The organism is Clostridium polynesiense, assembly GCF_000820705.1.
Lineage (GTDB): Bacteria > Bacillota > Clostridia > Clostridiales > Clostridiaceae > Clostridium_AA > Clostridium_AA polynesiense.
On record NZ_CCXI01000123.1, the window covers coordinates 1 to 13,060 of the forward strand.

The following is a 13,060-nucleotide window of genomic DNA, read 5'->3' on the forward strand; positions in this document are numbered from 1 at the left end:
CATAAAAGCAGCACATTTTTCTGTGCTCCCCCCAGCTCCGATTGTGTTATAACATAAGCAATTTTTTTCATAATAAATCTACCTCTTATATTCCTTTTTACTGCCTCATTGCATGTTAATTCATTATAAACTTGTCCCATACTATACTATATTATACATCAATTAAGGTCAAATAGATTATGTCGTTTAAAATCAATGGCTACGCTAATATATGAATATCTCCGGATTAAAAAACTGCACAGTGCACTTTTCTAAGCTCTATATGCATTTATGTATAAATAATTCCTGATAAAAATAGCTATATGGTATATTTGCTAAACTATCTATACATCAATGTATAAATAATTCTCAGCAGGTTATTATTAAGTGTAAGATTATTGAATTTATTAGTAAATTTTTATGTTTCTATGCTATACTCTTTATGTGGTTTAATTAAGCTTCAGCTTAGTTATTTGCTTACTTATAATGTGTGAAACTCTTTATATTTAAAAAAATGATAATCCATAAATATTTCATAAGGTTAATAAGGAGATTAATATGAGGGAACGAAATTATCATAAGTCATTTATACTTCTGTTCTGTATTTATTTTTTTGTGTCCATGGTTTTTCCCAATGAATTTAAGCTTATGGGAAGAGTGGGGATATCAGAAGCATTTTTTGCAGTTATGGTATTGTGTTATTTTATACTGCTGATTTTGAGGAAGGATGGCTTTAAAAGATTTTTTAAAAGTATCCTCAGCTTTTTAACAAACAAACTATATCTATCGCTGACCATACTGCTTATCATCATGATTTATTCAGTGAGCTATTCTCTGGAAAAGACATTAGCAGCAGGAGAAACCATAAGGTTTTTTACTTATTTAATTTCAGGCTTTATAGTGGTAAATGAGTTTAAAGAGCTCAGGGAAAAGGAGCTTTTGCTGAATACCTTCATAGCAGGGAGCCTCATTGTATCCATTATGGGATTAGCCCAAATCTTTACCGGAAAAGGGATGACTGTTGGAATTATAATAAATGACGTTAATGTTCCAAGAATGGAAAGTACCTTAGGGAATCCAAACTCTCTGGGAGCCTTTGCAGTTATAGCATTTTTTCCAATTTTAATGCTTGGATTACATGAAAAATCCTCAAGAAAAAAAACACTTTATTTTATACTGAATATATTCTTAGCAATGAACATAGCTCTAACCTTCTCCAGAAATTCCTGGATAGCTTTATTCATCGGAATGATAGTTCTTACACTTTTATATAATTGGAAGCTTATTTTTGTTTTAATAGCCGGAGGGTCTTTAAGCTTATTGATTCCTCAGGTCCTTGACAGGATTAAGCAATTGGGAGATATGAGCATCAATGCTTCTCGCCTTTATATTTGGGCTACAGCAGCAAAAATGATAAAGGACTATCCTTTAAGAGGAGTGGGTAACGGAAATTTTATTTCCTATTATGATATTTATACAGAAAGATACCCAGAGCTGAAAATGGAAGGCTTTACAAGATTTCCAACCCATAATCATTATTTAAAAATCCAAAGCGAATTAGGTATATTCGGAAGCATAGCCTTTGCACTATCTCTATTATTCAGCTTTATATCCATTTATTCAGCTTCCAAGCTGCAGGCAAGCAGATACAGCTATTTTTATAAGGGGTTTTTAGTATCCTTCATATGCTTTCTGCTATTAAATTTATTTGATAATATTTTAAGCATACCACAGCTTACTTTAGGCTTTTGGATTTTAATTTTTAACGCTCAGAATATTCCTTACAAGGATTTCAATTGAATTTTGTGTATAATTTTAAAAAGACCCCTGACATCACCTTAATATTAAGGTGATGCCAGGGGCTTATCTTTAAAATCATCTGCTGCTTCTCATTCTGGAATTTAAAACGCTGCTGTATATCTTAGTTAATTCATCTATGTAGGAATCTATGCTGTATTGATCTTTCAATATACCATAGGCATTTTCTCCTAGTTTCTTCATCATCTGTCTATCATTATAAAGATATTTCATGGTCATAGCCATATCATCGCAGCTTCTTTTCTTTAATACCAATCCGGTTTCACCATTTTTTATAAACTCCATAACTCCCGGCAAAGGCGTGGTTATGACAGCTTTTTTTAATGCTGCAGCTTCCAGAACCACCATTGGAAGTCCTTCCCTTACTGAAGGGAGAATAAATACATCCATTAAATTTATATAAGTGTATATATCCTTTTGATAGCCTGCAAATATTACCTTATCCCGGAGATTCAATTGGTTTGTTAGATTTTTTAACCTTTCCTCTTCCTCTCCGTCTCCAATAATTAAAAGCTTTACTCCCTCTATTTCCTTACTTATTTCATAAAAGGCATTAATAAGCATATCTACACCTTTAAGAGGAATCAATCTTCCGGCATAGCCATAGATAATCTCCTCACTGCCTAGGTTTAATTCCCTTTTTAAATGAGTCCTATTACTCTTAAGCTCCTCTTCATCAAAATCAGTAAAGTCCAAAGAATTAACTAAGGTAAGGAAACTGCTTTTATCTGCTTTTAAATTATGCTCTAAATAATAATCCTTAGCGGTTTCAGAGCAGGCTATAGACTTTTCATATTTATTTCTGAAAAAGCTGTCTATAAACTTCAATAAATTAGGTTTCTTAATCCATGGATAAGTGGCATGAATATGGGATATAACTGGTTTATTACTGGATTTTGCCGCTATATATCCTGCAATAGATGCCTTAACATCATGTCCATGCACTATATCAATATTTTCTTCTTTAATTATGTTTTTTATCTTATATATATTTGCAGGATTTAACCGGCTTATATCAGATGCATAATACTTTATTCCCGCTTCTTTAAAATACTGACCTAAATTATCTCCGGAAGTAACTGCAATGCATTCATAGCCTTTCTTCATGTTCCTGCATATATCAAGTACAACCTTCTCTGCACCACTGAGTTTATCATTGGCTACAATATGAAGTATTTTTATCATAGTATACCTCTCCTGGTTTATTTAATATAGGATTTAAGGATAGGTTATGTGGGATTCTGTCCTTTTCAGGAGGAAGTTCCATATAATTTCCAAACATATCTGTTAAGTATTTATGATAGTTATTTGGAACGTTGAATTCTCCGTCTTCAAACTTGAATTTTCTGATAGGGAAAATGTCCTCCTTATTAAAATAGTTATTCCAAAATATAACTTCTGGCCCGTAGCCTATCACCTTCTGCTCCTCTCCCCTGGAAGAAGCTATAGCAGCATCTCTCCTTTCTCTCAGTTCGCTGAAAAGAGCAGATTTATCCTGCAGGGTGTAAGTCAGGAATACTGCTTTGCATATAAGTTTTACTATATTTTTAATAAAGATTTTTGGTGAGATAATTTTTTCAAAAGGCTCTTTTATAAGCATCATTAATCTGTATCTAAGTTTGTACGCTTTCTTCTTTTTGTTAACCTCCTCTATGCTTATCCCATAATAATCCATAGGAAAAACATCAATAAACAGCCCTTTATGATAGTTACCTGACTTATATTCGATTACTTCGCTGTTATTATCCCTTATTTTAAGCCATGGCATATCATATTCCGGATCCGTTTCCGTAAGCTGAAGAAATAAATCATCAGGAAGCTCCTTTTTTGCAGCTTCTATGAATTTATTATAATCCTCCCTAATCATACTGATATCCAAATCATCATCCCAGGGTATAAAGCCTCCATGTCTTACCGCACCTAAAAGAGTACCTCCGTCAAGCCAATATTTGATATTATGTTTATTACATATGTAGTCAACAATCTTTAAATTTCTAAGCATCACCAGCTGTGCTTGTCTTAATACAGTTTCCCCTTCTGCCCTATTATCCGGAAATAGGCTTATAAAATTCTCCACTTACTTACTCCCCCATTAAAAATATATTCATTTTAAAACCGATAACTATTTAAAATTTTTATTTAGTTCTATTATTTCCTCTTCTGAAAGGATAGGTTTTATTTCTATATGATGCTGTACCCTTTTATTTTCAGGTGGTATTTTCATATAATCCCCATACATTTCTTTTAAATATGTATCTGTGTCATTTGGTGCCATGAATTCCCCATCTTCAAACTTGATCTTCTTTAACGGATAAATGGTATCTATATTAAAAATAGTATCAAAATTTAATACATCTGTACCATATCCGTAGCTTAGCTTAGGATTTCTTTTCATTCTTTCAATCCTTTTATCTCTGGTTTTTAGGTTTATATCATAAATTACATCCTTATTAAATATGGCAAAAGGAAAGAATATTACCTTTAAAGCACCCTTTGCTATATTTTTCAGCAGGTTTTCTTTTGTAAATGCAGGTTTTTTAAAAGGAGCGTTAACTGCATAAGCAAAAATATATAATTTTCTTAAAATCTCCTCTTTGAAAAAACGCTTAAGGGTATTTTGCGAATAAGTATCACAGGGAAATATATCTATATAAATCCCCTGATGATATTCAGCATTTTTGTCTAAAACCATTTTACTTTTTTTATCTTTTATTTGGGTCCATGTGTTTCCTGCCAAGGGAGTGGTTTGAAGGTTTTGTATAAAGAGTTCTTCCGGAAGCTCCTTAGGTGCAATCTGAAGAAATCTTTCATAATCTTCTCTTGGCATGGCAATATCCAAATCGTCGTCCCAGGGAATAAAGCCTCCATGCCTCACAGCACCCAATAAAGTTCCTCCCTCTATCCAATAATCTATATCATTTTCCCTGCAAACTTTATCTACTATTTTTAGTATTCTCAAAGTTATCAGCTGAGCCTGTCTCACTAAACTCTCATTGGTATTTTCATATCTTTTATCAGGAAATTCTGTATTCCAATCCATAATATCACTTCTTTTCCTCACATATTTTTTTAAAAAAAGCGTAATATTTATCTGAAACTCTGTCCCAGTTAAATAAATCTCCCGCTTTCTTGAAACCTAAGGTATTGGCTTCCTTTGAATTTTCTAACCCTTTCAGCATCAAAAGGTCTAAATTATCCTCCTCAGGATTATAAAAAATAACCTCTTCCTGAGTGAAGTAATCCGCTATAGGCAGTTTTGAGGAGATGACAACCTGTTTTTTATGAAGCAGTGCTTCTATTATGGATACTCCAAAGGTTTCAAATAAGCTTATCTGCACATAAAGTGAAGATTTCTTATAAATAGCATTGAGATATTTAGGTTCAACATAGTCCATAAACTTCACATTTTCATAATCCTTATATTTATTGACAATATCCCTTGCATAACTTTCCTCTTTATCACCGATTAAAAGCAATTGCGCACTATTATAAAGCGCTTCATTGTTTATAAAGCTTTCTATTATAGTTTCTGTATTTTTAATGGCTCTGATTCCTATGCCTAATATCAAAGGCTTACTTTCATCTATGTTTATATATTCAAGAAGCTCTTCACCTTCCTAATCTTCTGGTATTTCTACACCGTTATTTATAACTTCTATAATTGAAGGATCTAAATGAGGATAATATTTTAGTATTTCTTCCTTAGCTTCTTCGGAAACCGCTGCAATGCCGTCGCAGTTATTTAGTAAAAGCCTTTCCACCATGCCTCCGTAACCTTTAAAGGTACCATTTATATCAGATTCCTTTTTAATCAGTCCGTGCACCGTATATATAAGCTTAAATTTATATATTTTTTTAAGTAATACCATGTAAAGTGCAAGCTTTGAATAATACCTGCTCAGATATACCGTCTGTATTTTATTTTTAAGAATAAAATCCCGTATACCTGATAAGCTTCCTACTGTTTCTCCATTCTTTGCATCCTCTTGGGTTATGCCTTCTGAATCCCATGGAAGACTGTAGAAAAATGTATCCTTATTAAGTTTTTTTATTTCTTCGTATAACTTATTAGCTATTCTCTTAGGGGCAGAAAGGGTTGTTCTATAATCAACTCTTATCCCAATAAAAGCTATATTCATTTTATTACACCTACTTATTTATTACTTTTATAAGGTAACTCAGATAATCCAAAGCTAATGACAGCAAGGGTTGTAAGCTGCATAAATCCAATTTCTCCGATGTATATCTCCTCCATCTGCATATAAGCAAAGAGGGCCAGCATTAAAGAAAATAATACTAAATATGATAAATTTAATTTTTTATTTTTAATCATAATAATTATAAAACTTAATGGCACATATGCTATTAAACACATAAACACCATAAGACCTATAATACCGTTAGAGGCAAAATATCTAAAAAGGGTATTATGATAGCTTATTCTGTCTACCCCTATACTTTTCTGGCTTATTACTTCTCCTACGTTAATCCTGTTGACAATATTATATTTAAGACCGTCACCAAAGAGCATATAATCTTTAGAATCATTAATAACCTGCTTCCAGATAAACTGTCTGTTATTCACTCCTTTATCGGATTTCTCCTTAAACATATCAGAGGTTTCTCTTTTTTCAGAAGGTTTGCCGGAACTACTGCTGCTGGTAAGGTTATGTGCAAAAGTGCTTTTTATCTCATCTGAAAAAATAATGGATATAAACATAGCATTGCAAATTAATATTAATATTACATTATTTAGTATAAGCTTTTTCTTCAGTGCTTTAGGCTGAATTAAAAGTAGAAATACAAAGCTTAAAGCCATGAATACAATTAAGCTTACAATGCTTGTTCTGGCTACAGTTAAGTAAAGAGCATATATCTGCATGGTTATAAAAAATATATATCTGTTTCTGCGAGGATTTTGTTTAAAAAACAAGTATACTCCGCTTATTATTGATATAAACAAATAACTTCCTAAGCCATTTACATTTCCGTATAAGGATGCAGGATTATAGGAAGGCCACTCTGTAAGAACAATACCTGCTATATCGTTTCTAAGAAATATAAATTGATAAAAGGCAATGAAGGAATGTATGCTTCCTAAAACAAATATATAAGAAGCTACAGTGGTTAAAAATCCCTCTTTATCATCACATCTGTAAAGATATGATGATAAAAGCACTATATATATAAGTACTAAAAACCACATCTTACCCACATACAGTATTGTAGATAATCCTGTATAATTAACAAAATACGTAAGGGTTATCCATAGCAGATACGCTAACAAAAAGAATATAAATTTATAATCAAAAAATATATTTTTTAGTATATCAAAAGGTGATGTCTTAGAAGCTGTCAAAGCTCCCTGACTAGGGTAATCCCCTTTTTTACTGGTACTTACATACTGATGCTTTAATACTAAGAAGCTGAAAATAGCGGACAGCAGGATGAATACAAGCCAAAACTTATTCATTCCAAAATAGTCTAAAGTATACCATCCAGTAGCAGAACTTAAAATCAAAATTGCTCCGAATAAATTGTTAATTTTTTTCTCTATGCTGTAAATCATTCATTTCTCTCCTAACATACATCTCTTCCCCGTGCACCCTTCTCTCTTCTACAGGAGGCAGCTTCATATAGTCTCCGTAAAGATCTGAAAGTATTTTTTCAGGCTTATTGGGTCCCCAAAATGTACCGTCTTCAAATTTAATCTTTTGCAGAGGAAATAAGTCCTCTTCTTCAAAATATGTTTTCCAGGTAAGCTCAACTCCATAGGTGTATAAATGGGACTTAGAGTATCTGTTCCATTTTAAAGTAAAGAGCTGCAGCTTTAAAATAAGTGATGGCGGAATTAAAAAACCTATTAATTGTGAGAAGCTTCTCAGAAAAAATTTAGGTTTTGGAAAATCCTCAGTGTTTATTGGCAGCTTAATGGTCCACATATTGGATAAAAGCTTTTGAATAAGAGCCTTACCTTTAGATTCAGGCACTTTATCTATAGGAAAAATATCTACATACAAGCCCTGATGGTAACTTTTATTTTTTTCCTCAATAATAACACTGTTATTGTGCCTTACCTTTAAGGGAATATGATAAATATCATATTCATTATCAGTATCTTTAGTTTGAACAAAAAAATCCTCAGAAATTTCTTTAGTGGCAATTTCTTTAAACAGTTCATAGTCTTCCCTTGGCATAGCAATATCAAGGTCATCATCCCAAGGAATGAATCCCTTGTGCCTAATCGCCCCAAGCAGCGTACCATCACATAAAAAATACTTTAAATTATTTTTGCTGCAAATCCTGTCTATCTCTTTTAATATTGTAAGCATTATACCATGGGCAGTGTCTATATCCGCTATTACAAAATCATTTTCCTTTATATATTTTTCAAGATTTTTATAGTTATCTTTGCTGCTCATTTATAACTCCTCGCATCTTTATCTTATTAATAAAGATAGTTTTATTTAACCCTTCTGATCTTGGATAAAAGCTTATCTAAAATCATAAATAACACTTCATCCTTCATCTTTAAAAGTATAACAAAGTACAGTGCCGAATTGATTAAAATGACTAAAATCGTATATAGTGCCATGGAATGCACAAAATATTTTATAACAGCAGTTACAGGTATAAATATCAGCGATATCAGAAGATATTTCATCTTATCCATAGTAAACATATTAAGCTTTACATTCAAGGTTTTTTTAACATAGCGGTATTCCAGTATTATCAACAAGCCATTTGCTATGATAGTGGTTATAATTGCAGTTTCTGCATTGAAAACTCCCATCACTACTAATAAAATATTTAAAACTGCATTTAGTATTCCGCATAAAAATATAAACTTTACTAATGTCTTTTCTTTTCTTTTTACATATATTACCTGATTGGTTAATATAGACTCTATCCCGCCGGTGACTATGTACAAGGCAAAGAGCTTAAGTACCGGTATTGCCATGGATATATCTTCTTTTCCATAGCTATATATAGTTATAATTTCAGGCGCTATTACGAATATACCCAGAGCTACAGGAAATAATAGAGAAAAGTACACTCTTACTACCCTGTTTAACAATGATTCGTAGGTTTCGGTATCATCATTGGCAAGGTAATTGGAAAGCCTCGGTATAGTTACATATATAATTGCCAATATCATTGAGTTTATTACATATCCAATCATCTGAGGGATGGCGTAATAGGTTACAAGGGTCTTATCAATAAAGGTCCCCAGCATAAATTTATCTAATTGAGTATATAATATATTAGCATTAGCCAGTACTACTCCCATTATTAGATATTTTATATGTCTTTTAATCTCAATTCCTTTAAAATCGAATTTAATGCGCCTTTTAATGTATAGGTAGCTAATAAAATTATTAAAGAACAGATAAAAGGAGCCTAAAAGTATATAGGTTGTAAAATCCTTTGAGGTTTTAACAAGCACTAGAAGAAGTACTATATAGGTAAACCTCACAAGTATGGTTTTCATGGTTATAAAATCATAGTTTTCCAGCGCTTCATTTACCCACTCTATAAAGAATACATTAGAAAAAATATTCAAAGTATATATAATAAGTACAGGGAAAACGCTGTTATTTTTATAAAAAGTAAATGCCGTGGCAAGATATACAACCAAAGATAAAATATTGGTTATACAGCCTATAACAAATAAGCTGGTAAATATCTTGGAAAGCTTTTCTTTATTTTGTCTGACCCTGCTGACTTCCCTAAGTCCGTATTGATAAATACCAAAGGCTGCGAAGATATAAAAGTAATTATAAATGGTGTCGGCAAAGTATATATCCGACATTAAGTCCTTTCCTAAAACGCTTAAAGCATAAGGCCCTATTATAATAGGAACAATTATATTAAAAGCACTAAGCATTACTTTAAAAATAACATTTTTCATTATAGATTTGCTCATATATGTAGTACCTTCCTCATTTTCATAAGTAATTTCTCTTATATATCTTAACTGAAACCTTATAAAGTATTCAAGCTACATTATACCACTGGTAGCAGCAAGTAGAGAATAAATTTATTTAAAATAGAATTTTTAAATAAATTTATAGTATTCCCACTGTATATACGTAAACTAGCTGATAAAGAACTCTTTGTTTTAAAAGAATACTAAAACTCACAAAAACTGCCTAAAGATATTTGTTATATCTTAGGCAGCTTTAATTTCCTGATTATTTCAGTTTTGTTTTCAGTTTACTTAATTTTTACTTGCGGCTTAATTAACTTTTATTTATCAAAAAATTTTACTTCGTATTTTTGTGAAAGTTCTTTTATAAGATCAGTAAACTCTTTATTCTGCTTCTGCTGTAAAACATCATTTTTTACTTGATTCTTAACTTCTTCGAAGCTTCTATTAACTTCCTCTGTTTTATCTTCAACCTTGATTATGTGCCATCCAAACTGGCTTTGTACCGGAGTGCTTAAATCTCCAGGATTCATATCGAAGGCAGCATTTTCAAACTCTGGAACCATCATTCCTCTTGAAAAGTTTCCTAAACTTCCTCCCTGCTCTTTAGATGGACATGTGGAATATTTAAGTGCTGCATTTTCAAAGCTTATGCTTCCGGAATTTATTTCTTCATATATATTATTAGCTAAAGTCTCATCATTTACCAATATATGCTTAGCATTTACCATAGGAGGTTCTTTATACGCATCCTTATTAGCTTCATAAGCTGCTTTTACCTCTTCATCTGTCACATTAACCTGTGATAAGAGGGTACTTATAGTTACCTGAGTTAGCAGCTCTTTTTTTATAGCTTCTAACTGTGCAATATACTCAGGGCTGTTTTCAAAGTTCATTTCTTTTCCTTTATTGTACATTAACTCAAAGGATACTATTTCATTAAGCAGCTGTGCTTTTCCATTTTCAGTGTTTAAAAATCCCCTTCTTTCCTGAGGATATCTTGCAATAACTGCATTCACGTCATTTTCAGTTATGTTTACTCCATTTACGGAAGCTAATATTTTATTTTCCATCATCTATCTCCTTTGCATTTTTATGCGCCTTTCAGACACTATAACTATCATACCATATAATGCTTAAGTTTCACTATAATATTTTATCCACCTCCTGCCTTACAAAAGAAATAGTAAGGGTACCCAGGGTTTAACATTGAAATTTGATAACGATTATCTTATAATAATTATTAACAAGCACATAAACAAAGTTTGAAGGGTGAATATACCCATATACCTAAAAAGTTGAAAGTGAATTTATTAATAGAGAAAGAAGTCCTTATGATTAGCTATTATTTAGGTAACATTATCAGTTATTATTAACTATCATTATAAGTTGATATCATAGGAGGAAAGATTATGGAAAAAATGATTTTAGAAGGAAACATGGCTCCGGATTTTACTCTTCCCGGGTCCGACGGAAAAGACCATAGCTTAACTGATTACAGAGGTAAAAAGGTGATTTTATATTTTTATCCGAAGGATAACACCCCTGGCTGCACTACTGAAGCTATAGGTTTTAAAGAAAATAATGAAAACCTATCAGGTTTAAATGCTGTTGTTCTTGGCGTAAGCAGAGATTCTCTGGCTTCACATGAAAAGTTCATAACAAAATTTGGACTTCCCTTTGTGCTGTTAAGCGATACTGACTCTGAAGTTTGCGAGCTTTATGGCGTTCTGAAGGAAAAGAATATGTTTGGCAAAAAGTCTATTGGAATTGAAAGAAGTACCTTCATAATCGATGAAGAAGGAAAGGTTATAAAGGAATTCAGAAAAGTAAAAGTGAAGGACCACATGGCAGAGGTTCTGGAAGCAGTAAAGTAAAATACTGTAAGCGCCCCTGGGGTGCTGACATAAAATGTCAGCACCCCAGGGGTTTCATTTACCACTATTTTATTATGCTCTTAGGCATCTTATGACTTTATTAGTCATCTGCCGCTATGATTTGCTAGTCATCGTCCTCACATTTCATATCACAGAAGTCCTTATCTTTTCCCTTTCCTTGTCTTTTCCTTCTCTTTATATTTCATATCACAGAACATATGCTTATTATGATAGTGGTCCTGAACGTCCATTAAGGCTTCGCCGAATCTTTGGAAGTGAACAATTTCCCTCTGCCATAGGAATTTTAATACATCTATTACGTCATGATCATCAGAAAGTTTTATAAGATGCTCATAGGTGGTTCTTGCCTTCTGCTCTGCAGCCATATCTTCATGTAGGTCTGTTACAGGATCTCCAATGGATTGTACATAAGCTGCTGTCCATGGTACGCCGTTTGCATCGGCTGGATATATTGCATTATCATGCTCTGCAAAAGTGCCTTGCATTCCTGCAGCCATCATTTCCTTAGGAGTTGCTCCTCTGGTAAGCTGATAAACTATAGCTGCTATCATTTCAACGTGAGCTAATTCTTCAGTTCCTATATCCGTTAGTAATGCCTTTGTTTTTCCAGTGGGCATAGTATACCTCTGGCTTAAATATCTTATTGCAGCGCTTAGCTCACTGTCAGGCCCGCCATATTGAGCCATAATAGCTTTGGCTAACTTAAGGTCTTTCTTTTTGATGTTTACAGGGTGTTCCATTCTTTTTTCATATATCCACATGCCATTATCCTCCCACTAGTTTTCCCATGGCCAGGGTTCATTTACATAGTTCCACTGACCTGGAAATTCAGAATCGCCAAAATTCTTTAAAGGTCCATAATACCTTTCATAGATGTCTTTAAGATTATTCAGCGCTTTTGCAATGGCTTTATAATCCTTTACTGCCTGAGCGTTATCGGGAAAATTGTCAATATAGAGATTTAAATCTACAGCATAGAAACCAACTTCGGAAATTTTCCTTAGTAATTCATGCTTATCCATAGGAGGATTTTCGCAATTGTTCATAAACATTTCCTTATCTGCATTCATCTTCATAATCCTCCCTCTTCCATGGAAGCTCCCTGTAGAGCTCCTTAAAAATAGTTCCCTTTCTCAATGCAGTACGGATATCGAATAGATCCCTGTACTCTTGTGGTATAACGTAAGCCTCGGCTAATTTGAATTTTTTTACACTCATACTTACACCTCATCTTATTGATTGAACTAGTTTTTTCGTTCTGTACATATTATGTTATTTAAACAAAATATGTTACTGGAATAAAAATGGGAGCACCCCAGGGGTGCTCCCATTTTTTTGCTTTTAAATTTTACTTTTTTATATTTAACACTCTTGCTATGTTTTCTGCTGCTCTTTCCATGTTTTCTGTCCCTTGAGACAGGGCTTTATCTAAAGT

Annotated in this window: 14 protein-coding genes; 2 read left to right on the top strand and 12 right to left on the bottom strand. The window is 32.7% G+C overall.

The window, feature by feature from the left end; translation table 11 throughout:
- The first annotated feature begins 537 nt into the window (after positions 1–537).
- The gene (locus TA89_RS12010; protein ID WP_052447477.1) at positions 538–1,779 is read left to right on the top strand and encodes an O-antigen ligase family protein; all 1,242 of its coding nucleotides are present in this window, start codon (positions 538–540) and stop codon (positions 1,777–1,779) included.
- 75 nt (positions 1,780–1,854) lie between these two features.
- Here the strand turns inward: TA89_RS12010 and TA89_RS12015 are convergent, their stop codons facing one another.
- From TA89_RS12015 to TA89_RS12055, 9 genes are all read right to left on the bottom strand, one after another.
- The gene (locus TA89_RS12015) at positions 1,855–2,982 is read right to left on the bottom strand and encodes a glycosyltransferase (protein WP_040213671.1); all 1,128 of its coding nucleotides are present in this window, start codon (positions 2,980–2,982) and stop codon (positions 1,855–1,857) included.
- On the bottom strand, positions 2,951–3,874 hold the full coding sequence (locus TA89_RS12020) for a LicD family protein (protein ID WP_052447478.1): 924 nt from the start codon (positions 3,872–3,874) through the stop codon (positions 2,951–2,953). The genes TA89_RS12015 and TA89_RS12020 overlap by 32 nt, the downstream gene beginning before the upstream one ends.
- Before the next feature lie 45 nt (positions 3,875–3,919).
- Positions 3,920–4,837 (bottom strand): LicD family protein, encoded by a 918-nt coding sequence (locus TA89_RS12025; protein WP_040213672.1) that lies wholly within the window; start codon positions 4,835–4,837, stop codon positions 3,920–3,922.
- Between the two features lie 4 nt (positions 4,838–4,841).
- Entirely contained in the window at positions 4,842–5,390 is a 549-nt protein-coding gene (locus TA89_RS12030) for a glycosyltransferase (RefSeq protein ID WP_082023933.1), read from the bottom strand.
- A 24-nt stretch (positions 5,391–5,414) separates the two neighbouring features.
- Entirely contained in the window at positions 5,415–5,936 is a 522-nt protein-coding gene (locus TA89_RS12035; RefSeq protein ID WP_040213676.1) for a glycosyltransferase family 4 protein, read from the bottom strand.
- A gap of 14 nt (positions 5,937–5,950) precedes the next feature.
- Complete coding sequence (locus TA89_RS12040) at positions 5,951–7,366, bottom strand: O-antigen ligase family protein (RefSeq protein WP_040213677.1); 1,416 nt, start codon at positions 7,364–7,366, stop codon at positions 5,951–5,953.
- Entirely contained in the window at positions 7,338–8,219 is an 882-nt protein-coding gene (locus tag TA89_RS12045) for a LicD family protein (protein WP_052447479.1), read from the bottom strand. Before TA89_RS12045 ends, TA89_RS12040 begins: the two co-directional genes overlap by 29 nt.
- A gap of 41 nt (positions 8,220–8,260) precedes the next feature.
- Positions 8,261–9,709 carry an oligosaccharide flippase family protein gene (locus TA89_RS12050; RefSeq protein WP_242850134.1) on the bottom strand — a complete coding sequence of 483 codons (1,449 nt, stop codon included), beginning with the start codon at positions 9,707–9,709 and terminating at the stop codon, positions 8,261–8,263.
- Positions 9,710–10,047: 338 nt separating this feature from the next.
- Positions 10,048–10,800: a peptidylprolyl isomerase gene (locus TA89_RS12055; protein WP_040213680.1), complete on the bottom strand. Its 753-nt coding sequence runs from the start codon at positions 10,798–10,800 to the stop codon at positions 10,048–10,050.
- Positions 10,801–11,148: 348 nt separating this feature from the next.
- On the opposite strand from TA89_RS12055, the gene bcp reads away from it, so the two are divergent.
- On the top strand, positions 11,149–11,604 hold the full coding sequence (gene bcp, locus TA89_RS12060; RefSeq protein WP_040213687.1) for a thioredoxin-dependent thiol peroxidase: 456 nt from the start codon (positions 11,149–11,151) through the stop codon (positions 11,602–11,604).
- 161 nt (positions 11,605–11,765) lie between these two features.
- On the opposite strand, the gene TA89_RS12065 is transcribed toward bcp, so the two are convergent.
- The 3 genes from TA89_RS12065 to TA89_RS18050 are packed head-to-tail and all read right to left on the bottom strand — an operon-like array spanning position 11,766 to position 12,843.
- A complete protein-coding gene (locus TA89_RS12065) occupies positions 11,766–12,386 on the bottom strand; it encodes a manganese catalase family protein (protein ID WP_040213681.1) in 621 nt (206 codons plus the stop codon).
- A 15-nt stretch (positions 12,387–12,401) separates the two neighbouring features.
- The gene (locus tag TA89_RS12070) at positions 12,402–12,695 is read right to left on the bottom strand and encodes a spore coat protein CotJB (RefSeq protein ID WP_242850135.1); all 294 of its coding nucleotides are present in this window, start codon (positions 12,693–12,695) and stop codon (positions 12,402–12,404) included.
- On the bottom strand, positions 12,682–12,843 hold the full coding sequence (locus TA89_RS18050; protein ID WP_082023934.1) for a spore coat associated protein CotJA: 162 nt from the start codon (positions 12,841–12,843) through the stop codon (positions 12,682–12,684). The genes TA89_RS12070 and TA89_RS18050 overlap by 14 nt, the downstream gene beginning before the upstream one ends.
- Positions 12,844–13,060 lie beyond the last annotated feature (217 nt).